The 25,336-nt window shown below is 71.9% G+C and carries 23 protein-coding genes and 1 pseudogene; 10 read left to right on the forward strand and 14 right to left on the reverse strand.

The window, feature by feature from the left end; translation table 11 throughout:
- The first annotated feature begins 16 nt into the window (after positions 1 to 16).
- Positions 17 to 1,204, forward strand: a complete 1,188-nt coding sequence (locus tag ACSUPV_RS02315) for a lactonase family protein (RefSeq protein ID WP_436946807.1) — start codon at positions 17 to 19, stop codon at positions 1,202 to 1,204.
- Here ACSUPV_RS02315 and ACSUPV_RS02320 read toward each other — a convergent pair.
- Both ACSUPV_RS02320 and ACSUPV_RS02325 read right to left on the reverse strand, forming a co-directional pair.
- Positions 1,172 to 1,900 (reverse strand): DUF2470 domain-containing protein, encoded by a 729-nt coding sequence (locus ACSUPV_RS02320; RefSeq protein WP_037764250.1) that lies wholly within the window; start codon positions 1,898 to 1,900, stop codon positions 1,172 to 1,174. The genes ACSUPV_RS02315 and ACSUPV_RS02320 overlap by 33 nt on opposite strands.
- Positions 1,901 to 1,985: 85 nt before the next feature.
- Positions 1,986 to 2,594, reverse strand: a complete 609-nt coding sequence (locus ACSUPV_RS02325) for a TetR/AcrR family transcriptional regulator (protein ID WP_382608692.1) — start codon at positions 2,592 to 2,594, stop codon at positions 1,986 to 1,988.
- 109 nt (positions 2,595 to 2,703) lie between these two features.
- Here ACSUPV_RS02325 and ACSUPV_RS02330 point away from each other — a divergent pair, with 109 nt between their 5' ends.
- Positions 2,704 to 4,200: a cytochrome P450 gene (locus ACSUPV_RS02330; RefSeq protein ID WP_436946808.1), complete on the forward strand. Its 1,497-nt coding sequence runs from the start codon at positions 2,704 to 2,706 to the stop codon at positions 4,198 to 4,200.
- Positions 4,201 to 4,358: 158 nt separating this feature from the next.
- Here ACSUPV_RS02330 and ACSUPV_RS02335 read toward each other — a convergent pair whose 3' ends face one another.
- The gene (locus tag ACSUPV_RS02335) at positions 4,359 to 5,201 is read right to left on the reverse strand and encodes a pentapeptide repeat-containing protein (protein ID WP_382608698.1); all 843 of its coding nucleotides are present in this window, start codon (positions 5,199 to 5,201) and stop codon (positions 4,359 to 4,361) included.
- Between the two features lie 128 nt (positions 5,202 to 5,329).
- Between ACSUPV_RS02335 and ACSUPV_RS02340 the strand changes: the two genes are divergently transcribed.
- A complete protein-coding gene (locus ACSUPV_RS02340; RefSeq protein ID WP_031117729.1) occupies positions 5,330 to 5,530 on the forward strand; it encodes a DUF5999 family protein in 201 nt (66 codons plus the stop codon).
- A gap of 1 nt (position 5,531) precedes the next feature.
- Here ACSUPV_RS02340 and sigJ read toward each other — a convergent pair whose 3' ends face one another.
- The 10 genes from sigJ to ACSUPV_RS02390 all read right to left on the reverse strand — a co-directional run bounded on the left by sigJ (position 5,532) and on the right by ACSUPV_RS02390 (position 16,237).
- A complete protein-coding gene (gene sigJ, locus ACSUPV_RS02345; RefSeq protein WP_436946809.1) occupies positions 5,532 to 6,434 on the reverse strand; it encodes an RNA polymerase sigma factor SigJ in 903 nt (300 codons plus the stop codon).
- A gap of 10 nt (positions 6,435 to 6,444) precedes the next feature.
- The gene (locus ACSUPV_RS02350; RefSeq protein ID WP_436946810.1) at positions 6,445 to 7,188 is read right to left on the reverse strand and encodes a PIG-L deacetylase family protein; all 744 of its coding nucleotides are present in this window, start codon (positions 7,186 to 7,188) and stop codon (positions 6,445 to 6,447) included.
- 50 nt (positions 7,189 to 7,238) lie between these two features.
- Positions 7,239 to 8,540, reverse strand: coding sequence for an alpha/beta fold hydrolase (locus tag ACSUPV_RS02355; RefSeq protein ID WP_359792151.1), 1,302 nt, complete (start codon positions 8,538 to 8,540; stop codon positions 7,239 to 7,241).
- 109 nt (positions 8,541 to 8,649) lie between these two features.
- On the reverse strand, positions 8,650 to 9,675 hold the full coding sequence (locus ACSUPV_RS02360; RefSeq protein ID WP_037764268.1) for a LacI family DNA-binding transcriptional regulator: 1,026 nt from the start codon (positions 9,673 to 9,675) through the stop codon (positions 8,650 to 8,652).
- 86 nt (positions 9,676 to 9,761) lie between these two features.
- A complete protein-coding gene (locus tag ACSUPV_RS02365; protein ID WP_031117723.1) occupies positions 9,762 to 11,186 on the reverse strand; it encodes a BNR repeat-containing protein in 1,425 nt (474 codons plus the stop codon).
- A gap of 16 nt (positions 11,187 to 11,202) precedes the next feature.
- Positions 11,203 to 11,523 carry an L-rhamnose mutarotase gene (locus tag ACSUPV_RS02370; protein WP_031117722.1) on the reverse strand — a complete coding sequence of 107 codons (321 nt, stop codon included), beginning with the start codon at positions 11,521 to 11,523 and terminating at the stop codon, positions 11,203 to 11,205.
- Positions 11,524 to 11,563: 40 nt separating this feature from the next.
- Positions 11,564 to 12,649, reverse strand: a complete 1,086-nt coding sequence (gene rhaS, locus ACSUPV_RS02375) for a rhamnose ABC transporter substrate-binding protein (protein WP_031117721.1) — start codon at positions 12,647 to 12,649, stop codon at positions 11,564 to 11,566.
- Between the two features lie 30 nt (positions 12,650 to 12,679).
- Entirely contained in the window at positions 12,680 to 13,690 is a 1,011-nt protein-coding gene (locus ACSUPV_RS02380) for an ABC transporter permease (protein ID WP_037764271.1), read from the reverse strand.
- Complete coding sequence (locus tag ACSUPV_RS02385) at positions 13,683 to 14,723, reverse strand: ABC transporter permease (RefSeq protein WP_031117719.1); 1,041 nt, start codon at positions 14,721 to 14,723, stop codon at positions 13,683 to 13,685. Before ACSUPV_RS02385 ends, ACSUPV_RS02380 begins: the two co-directional genes overlap by 8 nt.
- Positions 14,720 to 16,237 carry a sugar ABC transporter ATP-binding protein gene (locus tag ACSUPV_RS02390; RefSeq protein ID WP_382608709.1) on the reverse strand — a complete coding sequence of 506 codons (1,518 nt, stop codon included), beginning with the start codon at positions 16,235 to 16,237 and terminating at the stop codon, positions 14,720 to 14,722. Before ACSUPV_RS02390 ends, ACSUPV_RS02385 begins: the two co-directional genes overlap by 4 nt.
- A 283-nt stretch (positions 16,238 to 16,520) precedes the next feature.
- Between ACSUPV_RS02390 and rhaI the strand changes: the two genes are divergently transcribed.
- The 6 genes from rhaI to ACSUPV_RS02420 all read left to right on the forward strand — a co-directional run bounded on the left by rhaI (position 16,521) and on the right by ACSUPV_RS02420 (position 24,215).
- Positions 16,521 to 17,681 carry an L-rhamnose isomerase gene (rhaI, locus tag ACSUPV_RS02395; RefSeq protein WP_037764278.1) on the forward strand — a complete coding sequence of 387 codons (1,161 nt, stop codon included), beginning with the start codon at positions 16,521 to 16,523 and terminating at the stop codon, positions 17,679 to 17,681.
- 116 nt (positions 17,682 to 17,797) lie between these two features.
- Positions 17,798 to 19,837, forward strand: coding sequence for a bifunctional rhamnulose-1-phosphate aldolase/short-chain dehydrogenase (locus ACSUPV_RS02400; RefSeq protein ID WP_031117715.1), 2,040 nt, complete (start codon positions 17,798 to 17,800; stop codon positions 19,835 to 19,837).
- Positions 19,834 to 21,282, forward strand: coding sequence for a rhamnulokinase (locus tag ACSUPV_RS02405; RefSeq protein ID WP_436946811.1), 1,449 nt, complete (start codon positions 19,834 to 19,836; stop codon positions 21,280 to 21,282). Before ACSUPV_RS02400 ends, ACSUPV_RS02405 begins: the two co-directional genes overlap by 4 nt.
- Positions 21,283 to 21,352: 70 nt before the next feature.
- A complete protein-coding gene (locus ACSUPV_RS02410) occupies positions 21,353 to 22,108 on the forward strand; it encodes a (Fe-S)-binding protein (protein WP_382608718.1) in 756 nt (251 codons plus the stop codon).
- The gene (locus tag ACSUPV_RS02415; RefSeq protein ID WP_436946812.1) at positions 22,105 to 23,583 is read left to right on the forward strand and encodes a LutB/LldF family L-lactate oxidation iron-sulfur protein; all 1,479 of its coding nucleotides are present in this window, start codon (positions 22,105 to 22,107) and stop codon (positions 23,581 to 23,583) included. The genes ACSUPV_RS02410 and ACSUPV_RS02415 overlap by 4 nt, the downstream gene beginning before the upstream one ends.
- Positions 23,580 to 24,215: a LutC/YkgG family protein gene (locus tag ACSUPV_RS02420; protein ID WP_359792138.1), complete on the forward strand. Its 636-nt coding sequence runs from the start codon at positions 23,580 to 23,582 to the stop codon at positions 24,213 to 24,215. The genes ACSUPV_RS02415 and ACSUPV_RS02420 overlap by 4 nt, the downstream gene beginning before the upstream one ends.
- Before the next feature lie 6 nt (positions 24,216 to 24,221).
- Here ACSUPV_RS02420 and ACSUPV_RS02425 read toward each other — a convergent pair whose 3' ends face one another.
- Positions 24,222 to 25,016, reverse strand: coding sequence for an SDR family NAD(P)-dependent oxidoreductase (locus tag ACSUPV_RS02425; protein WP_436946813.1), 795 nt, complete (start codon positions 25,014 to 25,016; stop codon positions 24,222 to 24,224).
- A gap of 41 nt (positions 25,017 to 25,057) precedes the next feature.
- Here ACSUPV_RS02425 and ACSUPV_RS02430 point away from each other — a divergent pair.
- Positions 25,058 to 25,225, forward strand: a pseudogene (locus tag ACSUPV_RS02430) (ATP-binding cassette domain-containing protein); the annotation flags it as partial.
- Positions 25,226 to 25,336: the final 111 nt, after the last annotated feature.

Below are 25,336 nucleotides of genomic sequence, written 5' to 3' on the forward strand. Positions count from 1 at the left end.
CGACCTGAGGGGTGACATGGACAGCACTGGCTGGAGCAGGCGCCGGTTCGTCGGCGCGCTGGCGGGAGGGGCCGCCGCGGCGGCACTGCCGGCCTGCGACACGGCGCCCGAGCCCGCCGCGTCCCCCGCGCCCGAGGCGAGCACCAGCCCGTCCCGCGAGGCCCGGCGCCCCTCCGGTCCGCGGCCCCTGTACCTCGGCACCTACACGTCGGCCGAGGGCGGCGGCGAGGGCATCGGCCTGGCCACGTACGACCCGGCGACGGGCCGGATCACCGGCACGGGCACGGTCCCCGGCGTCGGCGACCCGTCGTACCTCGCGGTCCACCCGGACCGCCGCACGCTGTACGCGGTGGACGAGCGCGAGGACGGCGCCGTGACCGCCGTCCGGCTCTCCGACCGGAAGATCCTGGGCAGCCGGAGCACCGGCGGCGCGGCCCCCTGCCATCTGTCGGTGCATCCCGGCGGGCGCTGGCTGTTCAGCGCGAACTACGGCTCGGGCAGCGTGGCCGTGCATCCGATCGACGCCTCGGGGGCCCTCGGCGAGCGCAGCGACCTCGTCACGCACTCCAGTCCACCGCCCGGCCCGGGCCAGGAGGGCCCGCACGCCCACCAGATCATCACGAGCCCCGACGGGGGCCATGTGCTGGCCGTCGACCTGGGGACCGACACCGTCTACACGTACCGGCTCGACGAGAAGGCCGGCAGGCTCACCGAGGTCGCGCGGGCGCAGACCCGGCCGGGCGCCGGTCCGCGCCACCTCACGTTCCACCCGGGCGGCCGGTACGCCTACGTCGCCGACGAGGTCGACAACACGGTGGCGGTCTGCTCGTACGACCCGGCCTCCGGCCGCGTGCGCGTCGGCAAGGCGCAGTCCACGGGTACGGGTTCGGGCACCAGCTACCCGGCGCAGATCCTCGTCACCCCGAACGGCCGGTACGCCTATCTCGCCAACCGCGGCCACAACAGCCTCACGCGCTATGCGATCGAGGCGGACGGCGCCCGGCTCAGGCTGCTGGACACGGTGCCGGTGGACGGGGACTTCCCGCGTCAGATCGCCCTCTCGCCGGAGGGCACGCTGCTGTTCGCGGCGAACCAGAAGTCCTCGACCGTCACCGTCTTCCACGTGGACGAGGCGAGCGGCACCCTGCGACGGGCCGGCGAACCGTATCCCTCACCGGTCGCCGTCTGTGCGCTGCCGCTGTAGCGCCCGGGGGCAGGACGCGGCGCTGGCCTGGCCGAGCAGGACGTGCATGCGCTCGGTGAGCTGCGCGACGTCGTCGGCGGGCCGGTGGAACGCCAGGCGTACGTCGCCGTGCGCGCGGGCGCGTTCGATGCGCAGGGTGAGGCCGTGCCGGTCGACGGCGAGCGGCTGGACGCGGACCGCGCCGTGCAGGCTGTCGGAGTCGACCAGGCGGGTGAGCCGCTCGACCGCGTCGGCGTGGCAGTCGGCGAGGTGCGTCAGCAGCCTGGCCTCGGCGGTGGTGAGCGGGTCGGGCACGGCGGCGGCGAAGTCCTCCAGGTCCACGACGACGGCACCGGACGGCTGCCGTAGCACCACACGCGTGGGCGTGAAGGCGAGCCGGCCCTCCTCGACGGCGAACCAGCCCGCGAGCCAGAGCCGGGCGCGGATCCGGCTGCGGAGCGGGACGGGCGCGACGTCGGCGAACTCCAGCACCGCGGACGGCTCGCCCCGGGGCGCGCAGATCGCGGCCGCGAGCAGGGCGCTGTCCTCGGGCACATCCACGAGCACCCGGCCGTCCTCGGCCACCGTGTGCGCGCCGACCAGCTCCTCCCGCATGCCCTCCGCGGTCACCGAGCAGGACCACGCGGCGGCGAGCACCGAGCGCGCCCGTTCCGCCGCGGCGGGGGCCGCCGTCCAGCTGTGGCTGTCGTCACCCATCCCAGACCTCCTTAGGTAAGCCTCACCTAACCTATCGAAGATCAGGGTGTGGGCCAACCTCGTCACGTGATCTTTGCGAGACCTTTCAGGACGTGAGGACCCCCAGCAGGGCGCGCGCGCACAGTTCGCGCACCTGCTCCCGGGTCAACTCGGTGTCGCGCAGCCACTCCAGGCACACGGCCGTGGTGAACGCCAGCCAGCCGCGCACGGCGAGCCGCACCTCCGGCCGGTCCTCGACGGCGGGACCGAACTCGGGGTCCGCGGCGAGCGCCGCGAGGATCTGCCGCTCCTGCGCGGCCAGGGCCCGCTGGTACACCCTGCGCACCGCCTGGTCCCCGGCGGCGTCGGCGCGGTGGAAGGCCCGGTAGCCGTGCGCGTGCTCCCGGACGTACTCCAGGAACGTGTCGAGACCGTCCGCGAGCTGCTCGCGCACCGGGACGCCGGGCACCGCCGCCGTCATGCGCAGCATCCGCTCGCTCTCGCGCTCCACGACCGCCGCGAAGAAGTCCCGCTTGGTCGGGAAGTAGTGGTACAGCAGCCCGCGCGACACCCCGGCGATCTCGGCGACCTGCTCGATCCACACGTCGTCGTACGGGCTCTCGGAGAACAGCCGCGCTCCGACCGACAGCAGCTGCTCGCGGCGCTCCTGGGTACTGAGCCGGCGGCGCGTGCGCCCGGCCTGGTTCGCGGCCATGCCCGCACTTTACTTGACGCCGGTTCAACAACGGGACCAGACTGAAGCGCGCTATTGAACCCGCGTACAACACGTGCGAACCCGCCGCCGCATCAAGGGAGATCGCGTCATGACCCAGGCGCCGACACGGGACGGGGTGCCCAAGGGGTTCCGGAGTGCCGAGCTGGGCTGGCCGGAGCTGGACCGCATTCCGCATCCGCCGCACCGGATTCCGCTGCTCGGTGACGTGGTGGGCGTCAACCGGCGCACCCCGCTGCAGGACTCGCTGCGGTACGCCCGCCAACTCGGTCCGGTCTTCCGGCGGAAGGCCTTCGGCAAGGAGTTCGTGTTCGTCTGGGGCGCCCGGCACGCGGCCGACCTCGCGGACGAGTCGCGGTTCGCCAAGCACGTGGGGCTCGGCATAGCCAATCTGCGGCCGGTCGCCGGGGACGGCCTGTTCACGGCGTACAACCACGAGCCGAACTGGCAGTTGGCGCACGACGTGCTCGCGCCGGGGTTCAGCCGCGAGGCCATGGCGGGGTACCACCCGATGATGCTGGCCGTCGCGCGGCAGCTGACGGAGCACTGGGACCGGGCTGCCGCGGCGGGCCGGGCGGTGGACGTGCCGGGCGACATGACCAAGCTGACGCTGGAGACGATCGCGCGCACCGGCTTCGGGCACGACTTCGAGTCGTTCGAACGCTCCCGGCCGCACCCCTTCGTGACCGCGATGGTCGGCACGCTGACCTACGCGCAGCGGCTCAACACCGTGCCCTTCCCGCTGGCCCCGCTGCTGCTGCGGAGCGCGAGCCGGCGCAACGCGGCCGACATCACCTACCTCAACCGCACGGTCGACGAGCTGGTCCGGGCGCGGCGGGCCGGCGGCCGCGGGGACGGGGACCTGCTCGACCGGATGCTGGAGACGGCCCACCCCGAGACCGGGGAGCGGCTGGAGCCGCGGAACGTGCGCCGCCAGGTGATCACCTTCCTGGTCGCCGGCCACGAGACGACGTCGGGCGCGCTCTCCTTCGCCCTGCACTACCTCTCCCGCCACCCGGAGGTCGCGGCCCGGGCCCGCGCCGAGGTGGACCGCGTGTGGGCGGGCGCGGCGGAACCGGCCTACGAACAGGTGGCCCGACTGCGCTACGTCCGCCGGGTGCTGGACGAGTCGCTGCGGCTGTGGCCCACGGCGCCCGCCTTCGCCCGGGAGGCCCGCGAGGACACCGTGCTGGCCGGCGAGCACCCGATGCGGCGCGGAGCGTGGGCGCTGGTGCTGACGCCGATGCTGCACCGGGACCCCGAGGTGTGGGGCGCGGACGCCGAGCGCTTCGATCCGGACCGTTTCGAGGCGCAGGCCGTACGGACCCGGGCGCCGCACACCTTCAAGCCGTTCGGGACGGGGGCGCGGGCGTGCATCGGGCGCCAGTTCGCGCTGCACGAGGCGACGCTGGTGCTCGGCCTGCTGCTGCGCCGCTACGAGCTGCGTCCCGAGCCGGAGTACCGGCTGCGCGTGACGGAGCGGCTCACACTGATGCCGGAAGGGCTGCGACTCCACCCGGAGCGCCGGACCGCGCCACGGGAACCGGCCCCGGAGCTGCACTGCCCGGTGCCGGGTACGGGCGACTGACTCCCACGACCGGGAGCCGGCTCAGCCCGCACTGCCCAGGGCCGGGGGGCAGGTGACTCACCACCCCCGCGAACCGGAGGCGGCTCAGCCCGCACTGCCCAAGGGCCTGGGGCACCGAGAACCGGGGCGAACGCCCCACCCCACCACCGAGAACCGGCTCAGCCCCGCTCTGTCCAGTGCCCGGGCCGGGTGACCGACTCCGGCAGTCGGGTGCCGGCGCTCCCCCGCGCCGCGTTGAGCTGCGGCTGGGTGAGGAAGAACGCCCCGGTCAGGTCGGCGTCGGTGAGGTCCGCGTCGCGCAGGTCGGCGCCGATCAGGTCGGCGCCCCTGAGGTCCGCGCCGGTGAGGTCGGCGGCGATGAGGTAGGCGCCGCGGAGGCTGGCGCCGCGCAGGTCGGCGCCCTTGAGGCGGGCTCCGATGAGGTCCGCGCCCCGGCGGTCCTTCCTGCGGCCCTTGCTGCCGGCCCGGGCCAGCTCGCTCGCCCTCAGCAGCAGGACGTTGACCTCCTGGCGGTGGGCCGCCACGTCCAGCGCGGCGAGTTCCCCGGGGGTCCCGCCGGTCAGTTCCTCCGTCTTCGCCAGGGCCTCGCGCAGCTCGGGGCGGACGGGGCCGGCCGCGGGCAGGGCGAGCGCCTCGGTGAGGTACCACAGCAGCTCGTGCAGCTGCCGGACGACCGGGAACACGTCGAACATGCGGCGGGCGTGCTCCGGCGGCCCGGTCCGCCAGTCCCGCCCGCCGAAGGTGATCTGCGAGACCCGCTGCCCGGCGCCGAAGCAGTCGTAGACCGTGCAGCCGGTGAATCCTTTCTGCCGCAGCCTGGCGTGGATGCCGCAGCGGTGGTCGTCCCGGAGGTTGCGGCAGGGCGTGCCGGCGGCCTTGTCGACCGCGAAGTCGGCCGAGGCCGCGAACGGCAGGGCGACGCAGCACAGGCCGAAACACCGCTCGCAGTCGCCGCGCAGTTCCGCTCGCGCGGCGTGGTGATCTCGCATGGCGTTCAGCATACGAAACGAGAACTCACCGATGAGTTCCCGGTCCTGTGGGGGTCTCCTCATACAACGGAAAACAAGCTCGGCTACCACTGAGACAGCAGCCGAACAGGCGGGAGCCGTACGGACAGAGGAGAGACGTCATGCTCACGCACCAGCCTTCGTGCCCCACCCCGGACAGCGTCGACCGCCAGGACGCCGTGATCGTCTCGGCCCACCCCGAACAGGGCTGGAGCCTGCTGTCCGACGGCACCATCGTCTTCGACGACACCGGCGAACTCCTGCCGGACGGGCGGGTCGTGGACCCGCACCGCGGCCTCGGACCGCTGGCCGTCGCGGCCTGAGTCACCCCGCGAGGCCGGGCGCCGCCAGGCGCTCCAGACGCTCGGGGTCGGCCAGGATGTACATGCCGGTGATCCGGCCGTCGGTGATCGTGACACCCATGACGGACTGCACGCGTCCACCGGGCGCGTTGACGACCCCGACCGCGCCGTTGACCAGCACCAGCTCCGCGGCCTGCGCGAACCGGGCGAACATGAGCGCATGCTCCGCCACCGCCTTCGCCCCCTGGACCACCTTGGACACGGCCGCGCCGCGCACCAGCTCGCCCGAGTCGGCCCGCAGCACCACGTCCGGGTGGAGGAGCGCGAGCAGCGCCTCGAAGTCCCCGCCGCGCGAGGCGGCCAGGAAGGCGTCGAGCACCTCCTTCTGCCGGCCGAGGTCCGGTTCCGCCGCCGGGGTGGCGCCGCGCACCCGGCGCCGGGCCCGGCTCGCCAGCTGCCGGGTCGCGGCCGGTTCGCGCTCCACGATCGGCGCGATGTCGTCGAACGGCACGGCGAACATGTCGTGCAGCACGAACGCGAGCCGCTCGTCGGGCGTCAGGTTCTCCAGCACGACGAGCAGCGCGAGGCCCACGGAGTCGGCCTGGAGCACTTCCTCGGCCGGGTCGATGTGGGACAGCGGGCGCAGCACGGGGTCCGGGACGAACGTGCCGAGCGTGTCGTCCATCGGTTCCTCGCGGCGGGCGGCGCGTGAGCGCAGCAGGTCGAGGCAGACCCGGCCGATCACGGTGGTCAGCCAGCCGCCGAGGTTCCGGATGTCCTCCGGGTCGGTGCGGCCGAGCTTCAGCCAGGTCTCCTGAACGGCGTCCTCCGCCTCCGCCAGCGACCCGAGCATGCGGTACGCGACCGCCTTCAGCCGCCCCCGGTGCTCCTCGAACCGGTCGGCCAGTTCCTCGCTGCCCGTCATGGTCTCCCCCTCATCTGCCGAACAGTTCGAACGCCACGGCGGGCCTGCCCCCGAACCGCTCCCCCGTCGTCTCGGCGTGCTGCGTCAGGAAGCCGCGGACATACGTCTCCGGATCCTCGTCCGTCAACGCCTCGATGTAGGTGCGGTGTTCGAGCAGGGAGCGCACCGCGCGCTCCAGGCCGGGCGTCGCGTCCACGGCGTGCGTCGGCGTGCTGGAGCCGGCGACGGCGACCCAGCGCACGCCGTCCCAGGGTTCGAGGCCCTGCTCGACGAGTTCCGGGAAGATCCAGCGGTTGCCGGCGTCGCCGGCCGCGTCGAGGGTGGCCCGGCCGACGGCGACGTGGTCCGGGGTGTTCCAGGCGACGCCGCCCCAGGTGTCCCGGTGGTTGAGCGTGATGACCAGCTCGGGCCGGTGTCGGCGGATCGCGGCGGCGATGTCGCGGCGCAGGGCGGTGCCGTACTCGATGACACCGTCCTTGTGGTCGAGGAACTCCACCTCGGACACCCCGACCACCGCCGCGCTCGCCCGCTGCTCCCGCTCCCGCAGGGGTCCGCACCGCGCGGGCTCCAGGGTGTCGATGCCCGCCTCGCCCCGGGTGGCGAGGACGTAGGCGATCTCGCGGCCTTCGTCGGTCCAGGCCGCGATCGCCGCGGAGCAGCCGTACTCGAGGTCGTCGGGGTGGGCCACGACCGCGAGGGCGCGCCGCCAGTCGCCCGGCAGGGGCTGGAGTTGAGTGCTCGTCGGCTCCGTCATGTCGGCAGACTAGTCCGCGCCACCGACATCACCCCGTGTGCGGCGCGGCATCACGCCTCGTCCCGCACCAGCGCCAACAGCCGGTCGAGGACCCGGGGGCCGCCGGTGCGGATGCCGTCGTGCTCGAACTCGTCCGTGATCCAGGTGCGCAGCCCGCGGACGGTGCGGGCGGTGCGCAGGGAGTGGGCCGTGTCGACGTACATGTCGTCGTGGTAGACGGCCGCCACGACCGGCACCTCGTTGGCGGCGAGCCGGGCCGGGTCGTACAGGGGCGTCCAGTCGGTGCGGGCGGCGAGCAGGTCGGCGGTCTCGCGCAGGGGGCGCAGCGCCGGGTCGCACTCGAACATCCAGGGGTGGATCGACTCGCCGGTGAACAGCAGCGGTTCGTCGCCCGCGAGGGCCTTGGCGGCGTCGAACCGCGGGAACTCGGCGCGGACCCGCTCGGCCGACCAGGCGGTGGGCCGGCCGTCCTGGCCGTAGATCGACTCGTGGATCAGGGCGTACAGCGGGTGGCGGGCGTAGGACAGCATGCCCTGCACCTGCTCCTGGAAGGCGTCGGAGAGCGTGTGGCCCTGCGGGGTGCGGACGAAGGCCTCCTCCAGGAGGTAGTGGAGGCGGTGGGTGCCGTCGCCGGTGCCGAGGACGATGCCGAGGGACTGGAAGGCCTCGACGGTGAGACGGTAGCCGTTCGGCAGGACCACGTCGTGCGTCAGCAGGTGGTCGGCGATCCGGCGGGCGCGCTCGACGTCCTGCGGGTAGCGGGCGTAGTGGGCGGCGACCTTGCGTTCGACGCGCGGGAAGGCCGCCCGGTAGACGTCGTCCGCGTGGGCGTCCAGGGAGGGCAGCCCGCCGGTGATGACGGCGGTGGCCAGGCCCTCGGGGGCGAGGGAGAGGTAGCTGGTGGCGCAGAAACCGCCGAAGCTCTGGCCGAGGACGGTCCAGGGCGCGCCGCCGGTGACCTCGGCGCGGATGGCCTCGCAGTCGCGGACGATCGAGTCGGCGCGGAAGTGCGTGAGGTAGTCGGCCTGGTCGGCGGGTCCGCCGCGCAGCGGGAGCGTCTGGCGGCCGGCGGGCGTGGAGTGGCCGGTGCCGCGCTGGTCGAGGAGGAGCACCCGGTACTCCTTCAGGGCCCTGCCGAGCCAGCCGGGCCGGCCCACGGAGCGGTCCGCGCCGAAGCCGGGCCCGCCCTGGAGGTAGAGCAGCCACGGCAGGTCCTGGTCCGCCTTGTCGGTCGCGACGACCTCACGGGCGTACAGCTCGATCGTCTCGCCCTCGGGGCGGTCGTGGTCGAGGGGGACGGTGAAGCGGCGGTCGGTGAGGACGACTCCGGGCTGGCGGTAGCTGAGCGTCAACAGGGCTCCCGGGACGGACGGATGTTCGGACCGCGTCCCAGTCCATCACAGGGAACGTCCGGGCGGAGGCCCTTCGGATCATGAAGTCCTGCTGAACGGTGATTCAGGGTCAGCGGGCGGCCAGGCTGGAGCGGCGGACCACCAGTTCCGGCTGGAGGACGACCCGCCGGTGCTCGTGCGGGCGCGCCGTGCCCTCCTCCTCCGTCTCCTCCAGGAGCAGGTCGGCGGCCATGGCGCCCATGGTGACGGCGGGCTGCCGTACCGAGGTGAGCGGGACGGCCGCGGCGGCCGCGAACTCGATGTCGTCGTAGCCGACGATGGCGAGGTCGTCGGGGACGCGCACACCGGCCGCGTACATGGCCTGGAGCACGCCGAGGGCGAGCAGGTCGTTGGCGCAGAACACGGCGGTGGGCCGGTCGGCGAGGCCGAGGAGGCGGGCCCCGGCGTCGCGGCCGGCGGCGACGTCCAGCCGTTCGGTGGGCAGCTCGCGCAGGGCGTCGGGGCCGAGCCCGGCCTCGGCGAGGGCTTCCAGGGCGCCGGTGCGGCGGTCGCGGACCTGGTTGAGGCCGGGCGGGCCGCTGACGTAGGCGAGGGAGCGGTGCCCGGCATCGACGAGGTGGCGTACGGCGAGGGCGCCGCCCGCGACGTCGTCGACGGAGACGGAGCACTCGGTGGTGCCCTCGGCGACCCGGTCGACCAGGACGAACGGGATGCCGTGCCGGCGGAACGCCTCGATGTTGCGGCCGGTCGCGTCGGCCGGGGTGAGCAGCACGCCGCGTACGCGCTGCTCGGCGAAGAGCGACAGGTACTCGGCCTCCTCGCCCGGGTTCTGGGCGCTGTTGCAGACCATCACGCCGAGCCCGGCCTGCCGGGCGGCGCGTTCGGCGCCGCGCGCCACGTCGACGAAGAAGGGGTTGCCCATGTCGAGGACGAGCAGCCCCATGATGCGGCTGCGGCCGGCGCGCAGCTGGCGCGCGGACTCGCTGCGGACGTAGCCGAGCCGGTCTATCGCGGACAGCACGCGGGCCCGGGTCTCGGTGGCGACCGTGTCCGGGCGGTTGATCACGTTCGACACCGTGCCGACGGAGACTCCGGCGGCACGGGCGACGTCCTTGATACCCACCGACTGGGCCATCGGGCAGGGACCTCCAGGAGGACGAGGGGGGCGGCGGCCGGGGCGGCTTCACATTACCGGCACGCCGCCCCGGTAACCGGTCGCGGTCAGGCGGGCAGGCGGAAGTCGACGACGTGCAGCGCCGAGGGCGTCGTACCGCTGGACTTCTCCTGGTACATGAAGGAGAGCACCCCGTCCTGCGCGACACGCGTCTCGTCGATGACGACCTCGCCGAAGGCGTTGAGGCCGCTGCCGTCGAACAGGACCCTCCAGTCGGTGTACCCGGAGGCCGCCGAGGCGCCGGCGATCCGGCCGAAGGGGAAGATCGCGTAGGCGTTGTCGTACGTGTCCAGGATCAGCTTGGTGCGCTGGCTGGAGTTGAGCGGGACCGGTATCTCGGTCTTCTGCCAGGTGCCGGAGGCGTTGCGGCGGACGTGGAAGGCGCGGCCGTTCCTGGTCCGGTCGGAGACGTAGTTGGTGGTGCACTGCCCGAAGCGGCCGGGCACGTAGGAGATGATCGCGTGCGGCCGGCCCGCGGAGTCGGTGAACTGGCTCTCCTGGTTCATCAGGGAGTGGTCCGGGTTGAGCGGGTCGACGACCAGGCCGGCGTCGTTCACGGACACCTTGTCGGAGCCGCCGGTGGTGCCGACGACGGTGCCCGCGTTGTTGCGCCAGGTGCGGCCGCGGTCGTCGGAGTAGACGTAACCGGTGTCGTGGTTGGTGATGCCGCCGCTGCTGCACATCACGGCGCCGTTCTGCTCGCGCCAGGTGAAGAAGGAGTGCAGCCGGCCGCCCCGGTCGTAGTCGATGCCGTGCAGGTACATGTTGCGGGCGGTGGAGGAGCCGTGCTCGCTGGTGTAGGTGCCGGTGGAGCTGGACCACTCCCCCAGGTTGGTCCACCGGGTGCCGTCGTACTCGGCGAGGGCGTTGCGGCCGTTGCCGGAGACGGCGACGCGGTAGCTGAGCTGAAGCCTGCCCTCCGGCGTGGAGATGAACTGGGGGTAGGTGAACTGCGAGGTCAGCGCGAGGCCGTCCAGCGTGGACTGGGGGGCGCCGAAGCGGCTCGCGGTCCAGCTGAGCCCGGCGGGGTTGTCCATCAGCCCGGCGACCGACTTGACGTAGGTGAAGCCGTCGCTGTGGGAGTCCATGTTGAGGTGCAGTCGGCCGTCGACCTTGGAGACGCCCATGGAGATGACGTTGTGGGAGTCGTTGTAGCGCAGGGTGTGGCCGACCTTCACGGTCGACCAGGTGCTCCCGCCGAGGACACGGCGGCCGACGACGGCGTTGCGGTCGGCGGTGTACCAGACGGCGTACTGGTAGCCCTTGTAGGTCAGCAGGCCGTTCTTCTGGAACGAGTTGTTGTTGACCAGACCGTCGTAGGACACGAAGAACAGGGCCTGGCTGTCGAGAGTGGTGGTGCCGGTCCGGGTGACGGAGGGGCCGGGGTCGGCGGCCCGCGCCGTGCCGGAGGCCAGGGCGGGGCTCACCACCGCTCCCGCGAGGGCGGCGGCCAGCAACGTACGTCTGTGCATCTCGTGGACTCCATCGTCATGCGAGGTGGAACACTTCGGTGAGGGGTTTCATGGCCTCGTCGGGCCGGGCGCCGTCCAGCGACTCGAAGAACGGCGCCATCTCCGCCTGCCAGCGGGCGTTGACATCGGTGGCTTCCATGCCGGCCTGGGCCGCGGCGAAGTCCTCGGTCTCCAGGTAGCCGACGAGCAGTCCGTCCTCGCGCAGGAAGAGCGAGTAGTTGTGCCAGCCGGTCTCCTTCAGCGCCTGGAGCATCTCGGGCCACACGGCGGCGTGCCGCTCGCGGTACTCGTCGAGGCGATCCGCCCGGACCTTCAGCAGGAAGCACACGCGCTGCATCAACAGCCCTTTCTTTGATCAGAAATCGATCAGCAGTCGATCAGAAGTTGAACTGGTCGATGTTCTTGGCGTCGAACACGGTCGGCTTGCCGAGGCTGATCACGCCGTCCTTGCCGATGGTGTACTCGCCCATGGAGCCGGCCTTGAAGGTCTCGCCCTCCTTGCCGGTGATCTGGCCGGAGGCCAGCGCGACGGCGGTACGGGCGGCCAGCTCGCCGAGCTTCGCCGGGTCCCACAGCTCGAACGCCTCGACGGTGCCGTTCTTGACGTACTTGCGCATGTCGTTGGGGGTGCCGAGGCCGGTCAGCTTGACCTTGCCCTTGTACTTGGAGCCCGACAGGTACTGGGCGGCGGCCTTGATGCCGACCGTGGTCGGGGAGATGATCCCCTTCAGGTTCGGGTACTCCTGGAGCAGGCCCTGGGTCTGCTGGAAGGACTGCTGGGCGTCGTCGTTGCCGTACGCGACCTTCACCAGCTTCATGTTCTTGTACTCGGGCTTCTTCAGCTCGTCCTTCATGAAGTCGATCCAGGTGTTCTGGTTCGTCGCGGTCTGCGCGGCGGACAGGATCGCGATCTCGCCCTTGTAGTCGATCTGCTTGGCGAGCAGCTGCACCTCGGTGCGGCCCAGGTCCTCGGCGGAGGCCTGCGAGACGAAGGCGTTGCGGCAGTCGGCGGTGGTGTCGGAGTCGTAGGTGACGACCTTGATGCCGTTCTTCATGGCCTGCTTGAGCGCGGTGCACAGGGCGCCCGGGTCCTGCGCGGACACGGCCATCGCGTCGACCTGCTGCTGGGTGAGCGTGTTGACGTAGGAGACCTGCCCGGCGGTGTCGGTCGCGCTGGACGGACCGACCTCCTTGTACTTGGAGCCCAGCTCGGTCAGGGCCTTCTCGCCGCCCTTGTCGGCGGAGGTGAAGTACGGGTTGTTGACCTGCTTGGGCAGGAACCCGACGGTCAGCCCCTTCTTCAGCTCGGCGTTCGGGTCGGCCTTGCCGGCGGTGGCCGCGGAGCCGCCTTCGTTCGCGACGTCCTTCTTGGTGGTGCCGCCGCCGCAGGCGGTGAGCGCCAGGGCGAGGGAGGTGGCGGTGGCGAGCGCCGCGCAGCTGCGGCGGAGCGTGGTCTTGCGCATGGCTGTGGTCCTTTACGAGGAAGGGCTGGGTTATGAGGTGGGAGTCGAGGCGGCTCTGCGGCCCGCCCTCGCTGTGGAGATCTGCCGTACGACCCGGGGGCCGAGCACGGACAGAACGAGCAGGACGCCGGTGACGACGATCTGCGACTGCGCGGAGACGTCCTGGAGGCTCATCACGTTCTGCAGCGCCCCGAGGAGGAACACGCCGGCGATCGCGCCGCCCAGCGTGCCCTTGCCGCCGTCGAAGTCGATACCGCCGAGCAACACGGCCGCCACGACGGAGAGTTCCAGACCCGTGGCGTTGTCGTAGCGGGCGCTGGCGTAGTGCAGCGCCCAGAAGATGCCGGTCAGGGAGGCCATCAGACCGGTCAGGGTGAACAGGATCAGCTTCTGCCGCTTGACCCGGATCCCGGCGAAGCGGGCCGCCTCCTCGCTCGCCCCGATCGCGAACAGCGAGCGGCCGAACGGCGTGGCGTGCAGCGCGACGACGGCGATGGCGAGCAGGACGAGGAACGGCAGGAAGGCGTACGGGATGAACGTGTCGCCGATGCGCCCGGCCGCGAAGTCCAGGTACTGCGTCGGGAAGTCGGTCACCGCGTCCGAGCCGAGCACGATCTGCGCGATGCCCCGGTAGGCGGCCAGGGTGCCGATGGTGACGGCCAGCGACGGCAGTCCCAGCTTGGTCACCAGCAGGCCGTTGATCAAGCCGCAGACCACGCCCAGCAGCAGGCAGATCGGGATGATCGTCTCGATGGCCATGCCCTGGTTCCACAGGGCGCCCATCACGGCACCGGACAGACCGGCCGTGGACGCCACCGACAGGTCGATCTCGCCGGAGACGACCAGCAGGGTCATCGGCAGCGCGATCAGCGCGATGGGCAGGGTGTTGCCGATCAGGAACGACAGGTTGAGGGCGTTGCCGAACCCGTCGACGAAGCCGAAGGAGAACAGCAGGACGACGATGAGGAGGGCGCCGACGGCGGAATCCCACCTTTTCAAGGCGGACCGGCGGACCGCTCGGCTCAGGGAGATGTCAGCCATGGCGGGCGTTCCTCTTCTTCAGGGCGGAGGCCACGCGCAGCGCGACGATCCGGTCGACCGCGATGGCGAGGATGAGCAGGATGCCGTTGATGGCGAGCACCCAGACGGAGCTGACGCCGAGGGCGGGCAGCACGCTGTTGATGGACGTCAGCAGCAGCGCGCCGAGGGCCGCGCCGTAGACGCTGCCGGAGCCGCCGGTGAAGACGACGCCGCCGACCACGACCGCGCTGACGACGGTCAGTTCGTAGCCGTTGCCGGTGCCGGAGTCGACGTTGCCGAACCGGGCGAGGTACATCGCGCCGGCGAGTCCGGCGAGGGCGCCGCAGAAGGTGTACGCGGCGAGGATCCGCTTGCGGACGGGGATGCCGGCGAGCCGTGCCGCCTCCGGGTTGGAGCCGAGGGCGTAGAGCTCGCGGCCGCTGCCGAAGTGCTTGAGGTAGTAGGCGGTGGCGACGAGGACGGCCAGGGCGATCAGCGCCAGGTACGGCACGGCCGAGATGCCGCCGGAGCCGAAGTCGACGAACCCGCCGGGCAGGTCGGCCGCGGTGATCTGCCGGGAGCCGACCCAGATGGAGTCGATGCCGCGGATGATGTACAGCGTGCCGAGGGTGACGACGAGCGCGGGCACCTGGCCGAGGCTGACGAGCAGGCCGTTGAGCAGTCCGAAGCCGATGCCGAGCAGCACCGCCAGGGCGATCGCGACGACCGGGTTTCCGCCGCCCTGGAGGTAGGTGCCGGCGGCGAAGGCGCTGATGCCGAGCGTGGAGCCGACGGACAGGTCGACGTTGCGGGTGATGACGACGAGGGACTGGCCGGTGGCGACCAGGACCAGGATCGTCGCGTTCAGCAACAGGTCCTTGATGCCCTGCTCGGACAGGAACTCGCTGTTGCCGGCCTGGGTGATGCCGATCATCACCAGGAAGACGACCAGGATGGCGAGTTCGCGCATCTTGAAGACGCGGTCGACCAGGCGCGTGCCGCTCGACTTGGGCACGTCGGCCACGGGGGCCTCTTGCGGGGTCACGACCGTCATGCGGCGGCCCTCCCGGTGGCTGCGGCCATCACGGTTTCCTCGGTGGCGTCGGAGCGCGGGATCTCGGCGGTGAGCCGGCCCTCGTGCATCACCAGCACGCGGTCGGCCATGCCGAGGATCTCGGGCAGGTCGGAGGAGATCATCAGGACGGCCACGCCGTCGGCGGCCAGCTGGGACAACAGCCGGTGCACCTCGGCCTTGGTGCCGACGTCGATGCCGCGGGTCGGCTCGTCGACGATCAGCACCTTGGGGCCGGTGGCGAGCCACTTGGCGAGCACGACCTTCTGCTGGTTGCCGCCGGAGAGCGTGTTCACCGTGTCGGCGATGCGGGCGTACTTCACCTGGAGCCTGACGGCCCAGTCCAGGGAGCGGCTGCGCTCGGCGCCGCGGTCCATGAGCCCGGCCTTCACGGTCGTGCGCAGCCCGGTGAGACCGATGTTGCGCTCGATGGACATGTCCATCACCAGGCCTTGGGCGCGGCGGTCCTCGGGGACCAGGGCGAGTCCGGCGGCCATGGCGGTGGAGGGGGCGCCGTTGACCAGGGCCTTGCCGTGCACGGTCACCTCTCCGGCGTCCCAGCGGTCGATGCCGAAGACGGCCCGGGCGACCTCCGTGCGCCCGGCGCCGACCAGGCCCGCGAGACCGACGATCTCGCCGTGCCGGACGTCGAAGGAGACGTCGGTGAAGACGCCCTCGCGGGTCAGCCGGCGCACGCTCAGGGCGACCTCGCCCGGCTCGACCTCCTGTTTGGGGTACAGCTCGTCGAGGTCGCGGCCGACCATGCGACGCACGAGGTCGTCCTCGGTCATGCCCTCCAGGGGCTCGCTGGCGATCCAGGCGCCGTCGCGCAGGGTGGTGACCCGCCGGCAGATCTCGAAGATCTCCTCCAGCCGGTGGGAGATGAACAGCACGGCGGCGCCCTGTTCGCGCAGGGTGCGTACGACGCCGAAGAGGCGGGCGACCTCGCTGCCGGTGAGGGCGGCGGTCGGCTCGTCCATGATCAGGACGCGGGCGTCGAAGGAGAGGGCCTTGGCGATCTCGACGATCTGCTGGTCGGCGATGGACAGGCCGCGCGCGGGGCGGTCGGGGTCGAGTTCGACGCCGAGGCGCTTCATCAGCGCGGCGGTCGCGTTGTGCGTGGCCTTGTGGTCGATCCGGCCGAGGGCACGGCGCGGCTGGCGGCCCATGTAGATGTTCTCGGCGATCGACAGGTCGGGGAAGAGCGTGGGCTCCTGGTAGATCACGGCGATGCCGGCGTCGCGGGCGTCGCCGGGGCCGTGGAAGGTCACGGGCGCGCCGTCGAGCAGCACCTGGCCGGCGTCCGGCCGGTGCACTCCGGCGAGCGTCTTGATGAGGGTGGACTTGCCGGCACCGTTCTCACCGGCCAGGGCATGCACCTCCCCGGGGAACAGCTCCAGGGAGACGTCCCGCAGGGCGCGGACCGCCCCGAAGGACTTCGAGACGTCCTTCAGTGCCAGAACCGGGGCCGGACCCGTGGTGGACGGGTGGGTCATGGGGGCTCCTCGACGACGCCGACGGGACCGCCTCTCGGCGTCCTGGGCGTCGTGAAAGGTTTCAACTGGGTTGCCGGGACGTTAGGCGGGTCGCGCATGTCACGTCAATGGGTTCCGGTCGAAAAAGTTTCGAAGCCAGAAGGTCACACGCTGGTCACGGGAAATCGCCTCGGCCGGAGGGGTTGACACCCCTCCGGGGGGCCCATAACTTCGCGTCCTGAATCGTTTCATTCGGTGGTCGTCGCGCGTGGCCGTTGCGACCCGATGTCTCAGGAGTTCTGACGTGACCGAGCTCGCCGCGGCGAAGGCCGCTCTCAAGACACAGGCCGTCGAGACGCCGTCGTGGGCGTACGGGAACTCCGGCACGCGGTTCAAGGTGTTCGCACAGCAAGGCGTGCCGCGCACACCGCAGGAGAAGCTGGACGACGCCGCGAAGGTGCACGAGTTCACCGGGGTCGCCCCGACGGTCGCGCTGCACATTCCGTGGGACAAGGTCGACGACTACGCGGCGCTGGCGAAGCACGCCGAGGACCGCGGGGTGAAGCTCGGGGCGATCAACTCCAACACCTTCCAGGACGACGACTACAAGCTCGGCAGCATCTGCCACCCGGACGCCGCGGTGCGCAGGAAGGCCGTGGACCATCTGCTGGAGTGCGTCGACATCATGGACGCGACCGGGTCCACGGACCTGAAGCTGTGGTTCGCCGACGGGACGAACTATCCCGGGCAGGACGACATCCGAGGGCGGCAGGACCGGCTGGCCGAGGGGCTGGCCGAGGTCTACGAGCGGCTCGGGGACGGGCAGCGGATGCTGCTGGAGTACAAGTTCTTCGAGCCGGCGTTCTACACGACGGACGTGCCGGACTGGGGCACCGCCTACGCCCACTGCCTGAAGCTCGGGCCGAAGGCGCAGGTCGTCGTCGACACGGGGCACCACGCGCCCGGGACCAACATCGAGTTCATCGTGGCGACGCTGCTGCGGGAGGGCAAGCTCGGCGGGTTCGACTTCAACTCCCGGTTCTACGCGGACGACGACCTCATGGTGGGCGCCGCCGATCCGTTCCAGCTGTTCCGGATCATGTACGAGGTGGTGCGGGGCGGCGGGTTCTCGCCCGAGGTCGCGTTCATGCTCGACCAGTGCCACAACATCGAGGCGAAGATCCCGGCGATCATCCGGTCCGTGATGAACGTGCAGGAGGCCACGGCGAAGGCGCTGCTGGTCGACGGTGACGCGTTGAGCTCGGCGCAGCGCGGTGGTGATGTGCTGGAGGCGAACGCCGTGTTGATGGACGCGTACAACACGGATGTGCGGCCATTGCTGCGGGAGGTGCGGGAGGAGATGGGGTTGGACCCCGAGCCCCTGGCTGCGTATCGGCGGTCCGGGTGGGCCGAGAAGATCGTGGCCGAGCGGGTCGGTGGGCAGCAGGCGGGGTGGGGTGCGTGAGCGTCTGCCGAGTTCCGTGATCTGCGGGGTGCGGGTTGTCTGTGGTTGATCGCGCAGTTCCCCGCGCCCCTGAAAAGAAGGCACCCCACCCGCTCTCTCTTGAAAAGGAACTGTTCATGGCAACCCATCCCGAAGCCGCCGCTCTGCTGGCACGGTCGCACCGTCTCGGGGCCGACCCCCGGAACACCAACTACGCGGGCGGCAACGCCTCCGCCAAGGGCACCGAGACCGATCCCGTCACCGGCGGGGACGTCGAGCTGATGTGGGTCAAGGGGTCCGGTGGTGATCTCGGGACGCTGACCGAGGCGGGGCTGGCCGTGTTGCGGCTGGACCGGATGCGGGCGCTCGTCGACGTGTACCCGGGGGTGGAGCGCGAGGACGAGATGGTCGCCGCGTTCGACTACTGCCTGCACGGCAAGGGCGGGGCCGCGCCGTCCATCGACACCGCCATGCACGGGCTGGTCGAGGCCGCTCACGTCGATCATCTGCACCCGGACTCCGGGATCGCGCTCGCCTGTGCCGCCGACGGGGAGAAGCTGACCGCCGAGTGCTTCGGGGACAGCGTGGTGTGGGTGCCGTGGCGGCGGCCCGGATTCCAGCTCGGGCTGGACATCGCCGCCGTGAAGAAGGCCAACCCGCAGGCGATCGGCTGCGTCCTCGGCGGGCACGGCATCACGGCCTGGGGTGACACCTCCGAGGAGTGCGAGCGGAACTCGCTGCACATCATCCGGACCGCGGAGAAGTTCCTCGCCGAGCGCGGAAAGGCCGAGCCCTTCGGGCCGGTGATCGAGGGGTACGCGGCCCTGGGCGCCACCGAGCGCCGGGAGCGGGCCGCCGCCCTCGCGCCGTACGTGCGGGCCCTCGCCTCGCAGGACCGGCCCCAGGTGGGGCATTTCAACGACTCCGAGGTCGTGCTCGACTTCCTCGCGAGCGCCGAGCACCCGCGGCTCGCCGCTCTCGGCACCTCCTGCCCGGACCACTTCCTGCGGACCAAGGTGCGGCCGCTGGTGCTCGACCTGCCGCCGACCGCCCCGCTCGACGAGGCCATCGCCCGGCTGAAGGAGCTGCACGCCGAGTACCGCGAGGAGTACGCCGCCTACTACCGGCGGCACGCCGAGCCCGACTCCCCCGCCATGCGCGGCGCGGACCCGGCGATCGTGCTGATCCCGGGGATCGGCATGTTCTCGTTCGGCAAGGACAAGCAGACCGCCCGGGTCGCGGGCGAGTTCTACGTCAACGCCATCAACGTGATGCGCGGGGCGGAGGCGGTGTCCACGTACGCGCCGATCGAGGAGTCCGAGAAGTTCCGGATCGAGTACTGGGCGCTGGAGGAAGCCAAGCTCCAGCGGATGCCGAAGCCCAAGGCGCTCGCCACGCGGGTCGCGCTGGTGACCGGTGCCGGCAGCGGGATCGGCAAGGCCATCGCCCACCGGCTCGTGGCCGAGGGGGCGTGCGTGGTCGTCGCCGACCTCAACACGGAGAACGCCGAGGCGGTCGCCGAGGAGCTGGGCGGCCCCGACAAGGCCGTCGCCGTGACCGTGGACGTGACGTCGGAGGAGCAGATCGCCGAGGCGTTCCGGGCGGCCGTGCTGGCCTTCGGCGGTGTCGACCTCGTCGTCAACAACGCGGGCATCTCGATCTCCAAGCCGCTGCTGGAGACCTCCACGAAGGACTGGGACCTCCAGCACGACATCATGGCGCGCGGCTCCTTCCTCGTGTCGCGGGAGGCGGCCCGGGTGATGATCGCCCAGGGCCTCGGCGGCGACATCGTCTACATCGCTTCGAAGAACGCCGTGTTCGCCGGGCCCAACAACATCGCCTACTCGGCCACCAAGGCCGACCAGGCCCACCAGGTGCGGCTGCTCGCCGCCGAGCTCGGTGAGCACGGGATTCGCGTCAACGGCATCAACCCCGACGGCGTCGTGCGCGGGTCGGGGATCTTCGCCGGCGGGTGGGGCGCCAAGCGGGCCGCGGTGTACGGGGTCGAGGAGGAGAAGCTGGGAGAGTTCTACGCCCAGCGGACCATCCTCAAGCGCGAGGTGCTCCCCGAGCACGTGGCCAACGCCGTGTTCGCGCTGACCGGCGGGGACCTCACCCACACGACCGGTCTGCACATCCCCGTCGACGCCGGCGTCGCGGCCGCCTTCCTGCGATGAGCGCGGACGTGAAGGCGTACGCCGCGGTCGACCTCGGCGCGTCCAGCGGGCGCGTCATGGTCGGCCGCGTCGGCCCGGACAGCCTGGAGCTCGCCGAGGCGCACCGCTTCCCCAACCGGCCCGTGCGGGTTCCGGAGGGGCTGCGGTGGGACGTCCTCGCCCTGTACGCCGGAGTCTTGGAGGGGCTCAGAGCGGCCGGGCAGGTCGACTCCGTCGGCATCGACAGCTGGGCCGTGGACTACGGGCTGCTCGACGCGGACGGGGCGCTGCTCGGCAACCCCGTACACTACCGGGACGCGCGGACCGAGGGCGTCGCGGAGAAGGTGTGGGCGACCGTGCCCGCCCAGGAGCTGTACGCCGCGACCGGGTTGCAGTACGCGCCCTTCAACACCCTGTACCAACTGACGGCGGCCCGTTCCACGGCCCAGCTCGCGCAGGCGAAGCGGCTGTTGCTGATGCCGGACCTGCTGACGTACTGGCTCACCGGCGAGCAGGGCACCGAGCTGACCAACGCCTCGACCACCCAGCTCATCGACCCGCGCACCCGGGACTGGGCCCACGGCGTCGCGGAGCGGCTCGGGATCGACCTCGAGCTGTTCCCGCCGCTGCGGCGGCCCGGTGATCCGGCGGGGGTGCTGCGGCCCGAGGTGCTGGAGGAGACCGGACTGGCCGGTCCCGTGCCGGTGACGGCCGTCGGGTCGCACGACACCGCGTCGGCGGTCGCGGCCGTCCCCGCGACGGGCGAGCGGTTCGCGTACATCTGCACCGGCACCTGGTCGCTGGCCGGACTGGAGCTGGACGCGCCGGTGCTGACCGAGGAGAGCCGGGCGGCCAACTTCACCAACGAGCTGGGGCTCGACGGCACGGTCCGCTACCTGCGCAACATCATGGGGCTGTGGCTGCTCCAGGAGTGCGTGCGGGCCTGGGGCGACCCGGACCTGGGCGGGCTGCTGCTGGAGGCGTCCAAGGTGGAGGCGCTGCGGTCCGTGGTCGACGCGGGCGACGCGGCGTTCCTCGCGCCGGGGCGCATGCCCGAGCGGATCGCCGAGGCCTGCCGGGCCTCGGGGCAGCCGGTGCCGCAGTCGCCGGCCGAGGTGACGCGCTGCATCCTCGACTCCCTCGCCCTCGCGCACCGCAAGGCCGTCCAGGACGCGCAGCGGCTCGCCGGGCAGACGGTCGACGTCGTGCACGTGGTGGGCGGCGGCACGCGCAACGCGCTGCTGTGCCAGCTGACCGCCGACGCCTGCGGACTGCCGGTGGTGGCCGGACCGACCGAGGCGGCCGCCCTCGGGAACGTGCTCGTGCAGGCACGGGCGCACGGACTCGTCGGGGACCTCGCGGGCATGCGGGACCTGCTCGTGCGGACCCAGCCGCTCACGCGGTACGAACCGCGGGGCGGCACCGAGCGGTGGCGCGCCGCACAGGCCCGGCTCGCCGGGGACTGACGGGGTCTCCCCCCGGCCGCGTGCCCGGACTACGCTGCACTCATCCGATGATCAACCACAAGGAGCCGCGATGCGTGTCGCCCTGTTCCTGACCTGCGTCAACGACACGCTGTATCCGGACACCGGGCGCGCTGTGGTGAAACTGCTGACCAGACTGGGCGTCGAGGTCGACTTCCCGATGGCGCAGACCTGCTGCGGGCAGGCGCACTACAACACCGGATACCGCCATGAGGCCGAGCCGCTCGCCCGGCATTTCTCCGATGTCTTCGGCGAGTACGAGGCGATCGTGACGCCGTCCGGCTCGTGCGGGGCGATGGTGCGGGAGCTGTATCCCCGGATGGGCGAGCGGGCCCGGGCCGAGGGCCGCGGGGAGACGCTCGCGGCCACGTTGGCGCCGGTGGTGCCGAAGACGTACGAGCTCACGGAGTTCCTGGTGGACGTGCTGGGCGTGACGGACGTCGGGGCGTACTACCCGCACACGGTGACCTACCATCCGACCTGCCACGGGCTGCGCGGGCTGGGGCTGGGCGACCGGCCGCGGCGGCTGCTCCGGGCGGTCGAGGGGCTGGAGCTGGTGGAGCTGCCGGGGGCCGACGAGTGCTGCGGGTTCGGCGGCACCTTCGCGCTGAAGAACTCCGACGTCTCGGCGGCGATGGGCGCGGACAAGGTGCGCAACGCCGAGTCGACGGGCGCGGAGGTGCTGTGCGCGGCCGACAACTCCTGTCTGATGCACATCGGCGGCACGATGGCCCGGCTGCGGACCGGCATGCGGCCGGTGCACATCGCGGAGATCCTGGCGAGCACCAAGGAGGAACCGGCCGTATGAGCGGAACGTTCGTCGGGATGCCGGCGTTTCCCGAGGCCGCGCGGGAGGCCGTCGGCAACGAGACCCTGCGCGGCAATCTGCGGCACGCCACGCACACCATTCGCGCCAAGCGGGCCAAGGCCGTGACGGAGGTGTCCGACTGGGCCGAGCTGCGCGAGGCCGGCAAGCGGATCAAGGACCACACGCTGCGCCATCTGGACCGGTACCTGGAGCAGTTGGAGGAGTCGGTCACGGCCGCGGGCGGCATCGTGCACTGGGCCGCCGACGCGGCCGAGGCCAACGAGATCGTCACCCGGCTCGTGAAGATGACCGGCGAGTCGGAGGTCGTCAAGGTCAAGTCGATGGCCACGCAGGAGATCGGGCTCAACGAGGCGCTTCAGGCCGCGGGCATCCACGCCTACGAGACCGATCTCGCCGAGCTGATCGTGCAGTTGGGCAAGGACCGCCCCTCGCACATCCTCGTGCCGGCCATCCACCGCAACCGGGGCGAGATCCGCGACATCTTCGTCCGGGAGATGAGCGAGTGGGGCCGCCCCGCTCCCGAGGGCCTCACCGACACGCCCGCGGAGCTCGCCGAGGCGGCCCGGCTGCACCTGCGGGAGAAGTTCCTGCGCGCCAAGGTCGGCATCTCCGGCGCCAACTTCATGGTCGCCGAGACGGGCACGCTCGTGGTCGTGGAGTCCGAGGGCAACGGGCGGATGTGCCTGACCCTGCCCGAGACGCTGATCTCCGTCGTCGGCATCGAGAAGATCGTGCCGACCTGGCAGGACCTGGAGGTCTTCCTCCAGACCCTCCCCCGCTCCTCGACGGCCGAGCGCATGAACCCGTACACCTCGACCTGGACCGGCACGACCGACGGCGACGGGCCGAGCACCTTCCACCTGGTGCTGCTGGACAACGGCCGCACCGACACCCTCGCCGACGAGGTCGGCCGGCAGGCGCTGCGCTGCATCCGCTGCTCGGCGTGCCTGAACGTGTGCCCGGTGTACGAGCGGGCCGGCGGCCACGCCTACGGCTCGGTCTACCCCGGCCCGATCGGCGCGATCCTCAGCCCCCAACTGCGGGGCACGGGCAGCGAGATCGACGCCTCGCTCCCGTACGCGTCCTCGCTGTGCGGGGCGTGCTACGAGGTCTGCCCGGTCGCCATCGACATCCCCGAGGTGCTGGTGCACCTGCGGGAACGGGTCGTGGAGGGCGGTGAGGTCACCCGGGAGGGCAACAAGGTGGTCCTGCGTCCCGCGAAGGGCCATGCCGCCGAACGGGCGGCGATGCGCGCGGCCCGCTGGGCGTTCACGCACCCGGGCGCGCTGCGCACCGGCCAGCGCGCCGCCGCCCGGACCCGTCGCTTCCATCCCCGTACCCTGCCGGGCCCGGGCAAGGCGTGGAGCGGGACCCGGGAACTGCCGCCGGTGCCCGCCGAGCCGTTCCGGGACTGGTGGCAGCGCACGCGCGGCGGAAAGGACGGGGCGAAGTGAACAGCAGGGAGCGGATCCTGGGGCGGGTGCGGCGCGCGCTCGCGGACACGCCGGCCGACGAGGCGCCGATCGCGCGGGACTACCTGCGCGAGCACGGGCGGCGGACGGTCGCGGAGACGGTGGAGCTGCTCGCCGAGAACCTCGCGGACTACCGGGCGATCGTGCACCGCACCGACAGTGCCGGGCTCCCCGGGCTGATCGCCGGGCTGCTGGAGAAGCGCGGGTCGGCCTCGGTGCTGGTGCCGCCCGGGCTGGACGAGGGCTGGCTGGCGGCGACCGGCGTGACGCGGGTGGCCGACCGGGCCGGGAGCACGCCGCACGAACTCGACCGGGTGGACAGTGTCGTGACGGCCTGTGCGGTCGCGATCGCGGAGACCGGGACGATCGTGCTGGACGGCTCGCCCGACCAGGGGCGGCGCCGGATCACCCTCGTCCCGGACCATCACGTCTGCGTCGTCCGCGTCCCCGGCCAGGTCGTGTCGTCCGTGCCGCAGGGCCTCGAACGGCTCGACCCGGCGCGCCCGTTGACCTGGATCTCCGGGCCGTCGGCGACCAGCGACATCGAGCTGGACCGAGTCGAGGGGGTGCACGGCCCGCGCACGCTGGAGGTGATTCTGGTCGCCGAGGACTGACCGGGCTCAGGGCAGGATCGAGTCGACGTAGCCGCCGTCGACGCGCAGGGCACCGCCCGTGGTCGCCGAGGCCTGGTCGGAGGCGAGGTAGACGACCATGTTGGCGATCTCCTCCGGCTCGATCAGCCGTTGCAGCAGCGACTGCGGGCGGTGCTGCCGCATGAACGCGCGCTGGGCCTCGTCCCAGGGCAGGTCGCGGTCGACGAGCTGGTAGACGAAGTCCTCCACCCCGCCCGTGTGGGTCGGCCCGGCGATGACGGAGTTCACCGTGACGCCGGTGCCGGCGGTCTGCTTGGCGAAGCCCCGGCTCACGGCCAGCAGGGCGGTCTTCGACATGCCGTAGTGGATCATCTCGGCGGGGATGACGACCGCCGAGTCGCTGGCGATGTTCTGCACGCGTCCCCAGCCGCGCTCGGTCATGCCGGGCAGGACGAGACGGGTGAGGCGCACCGCGGACAGGACGTTCACGTCGAAGTAGCGCCGCCACTCCTCGTCGCTGATCTCCAGGGGGTCGGCGGACTCGAAGACGCCGAGGTTGTTGACGAGGATGTCCACCTGCCCCAGGGCGTCCAGCGCCTGCCCCGCGCCCTCGTCGGTCGTCACATCGGCGGCCACGGGCACCAGGTCGGCACCGGGCACCTCGCCCTGCATCCGGTCCACGGCCTCCTGGACGCGCTGGGAGGAGCGGCCGTTGACGCCCACCTGGGCGCCGGCCCGGGCCAGGCCCGAGGCGATCGCGGCGCCGATGCCCTGCGTGGAGCCGGTCACCAGAGCGGTGCGGCCCTTCAGATCGATCCGCATGCCGTGTTCAGCCCTTTCCGTACGGGAGCGCCGACAGCGCCGTGACCGCCCTGGACGGTGTGACGCTCGGTCTCGGGCGGGGCACGTTCACGGCGGTGATGGGACCGTCCGGCTCCGGCAAGTCGACCCTGTTGCAGTGCGCCGCGGGCCTGGACCGGCCCGACAGCGGGATCGTGCGGGTGGACGGCACGGAGCTGACGGGCGGTGGCGTCCCGTTCACCGTGGTCCGCACCGACGCCGTGCTGCCGGACCAGGTGTTCGGCGTGTGGCTCGCGGTCGCCGGGGTCGCGGCGACGGTGACACTGGGGACGGCTCTGGCG

It is taken from the genome of Streptomyces sp. SudanB52_2052 (assembly GCF_964272415.1).
In the GTDB taxonomy this organism is placed as follows: domain Bacteria; phylum Actinomycetota; class Actinomycetes; order Streptomycetales; family Streptomycetaceae; genus Streptomyces; species Streptomyces olindensis.

Bases quoted from the DNA above. Each gene is read 5' to 3' on its own strand.
- ACSUPV_RS02385 (WP_031117719.1), bottom strand. From the start codon at position 14,723: ATGACGGTCGTGACCCCGCAAGAGGCCCCCGTGGCCGACGTGCCCAAG.
- ACSUPV_RS02365 (WP_031117723.1), bottom strand. From the start codon at position 11,186: ATGCACAGACGTACGTTGCTGGCCGCCGCCCTCGCGGGAGCGGTGGTG.
- ACSUPV_RS02330 (WP_436946808.1), top strand. From the start codon at position 2,704: ATGACCCAGGCGCCGACACGGGACGGGGTGCCCAAGGGGTTCCGGAGT.
- ACSUPV_RS02325 (WP_382608692.1), bottom strand. From the start codon at position 2,594: ATGGCCGCGAACCAGGCCGGGCGCACGCGCCGCCGGCTCAGTACCCAG.
- ACSUPV_RS02405 (WP_436946811.1), top strand. From the start codon at position 19,834: ATGAGCGCGGACGTGAAGGCGTACGCCGCGGTCGACCTCGGCGCGTCC.
- ACSUPV_RS02425 (WP_436946813.1), bottom strand. From the start codon at position 25,016: ATGCGGATCGATCTGAAGGGCCGCACCGCTCTGGTGACCGGCTCCACG.
- rhaS (WP_031117721.1), bottom strand. From the start codon at position 12,649: ATGCGCAAGACCACGCTCCGCCGCAGCTGCGCGGCGCTCGCCACCGCC.
- ACSUPV_RS02400 (WP_031117715.1), top strand. From the start codon at position 17,798: ATGGCAACCCATCCCGAAGCCGCCGCTCTGCTGGCACGGTCGCACCGT.
- ACSUPV_RS02390 (WP_382608709.1), bottom strand. From the start codon at position 16,237: ATGACCCACCCGTCCACCACGGGTCCGGCCCCGGTTCTGGCACTGAAG.
- sigJ (WP_436946809.1), bottom strand. From the start codon at position 6,434: ATGACGGGCAGCGAGGAACTGGCCGACCGGTTCGAGGAGCACCGGGGG.
- ACSUPV_RS02340 (WP_031117729.1), top strand. From the start codon at position 5,330: ATGCTCACGCACCAGCCTTCGTGCCCCACCCCGGACAGCGTCGACCGC.
- ACSUPV_RS02315 (WP_436946807.1), top strand. From the start codon at position 17: ATGGACAGCACTGGCTGGAGCAGGCGCCGGTTCGTCGGCGCGCTGGCG.
- ACSUPV_RS02370 (WP_031117722.1), bottom strand. From the start codon at position 11,523: ATGCAGCGCGTGTGCTTCCTGCTGAAGGTCCGGGCGGATCGCCTCGAC.
- ACSUPV_RS02410 (WP_382608718.1), top strand. From the start codon at position 21,353: ATGCGTGTCGCCCTGTTCCTGACCTGCGTCAACGACACGCTGTATCCG.
- ACSUPV_RS02360 (WP_037764268.1), bottom strand. From the start codon at position 9,675: ATGGCCCAGTCGGTGGGTATCAAGGACGTCGCCCGTGCCGCCGGAGTC.
- ACSUPV_RS02380 (WP_037764271.1), bottom strand. From the start codon at position 13,690: ATGGCTGACATCTCCCTGAGCCGAGCGGTCCGCCGGTCCGCCTTGAAA.
- ACSUPV_RS02335 (WP_382608698.1), bottom strand. From the start codon at position 5,201: ATGCTGAACGCCATGCGAGATCACCACGCCGCGCGAGCGGAACTGCGC.
- ACSUPV_RS02320 (WP_037764250.1), bottom strand. From the start codon at position 1,900: ATGGGTGACGACAGCCACAGCTGGACGGCGGCCCCCGCCGCGGCGGAA.
- ACSUPV_RS02415 (WP_436946812.1), top strand. From the start codon at position 22,105: ATGAGCGGAACGTTCGTCGGGATGCCGGCGTTTCCCGAGGCCGCGCGG.
- ACSUPV_RS02350 (WP_436946810.1), bottom strand. From the start codon at position 7,188: ATGACGGAGCCGACGAGCACTCAACTCCAGCCCCTGCCGGGCGACTGG.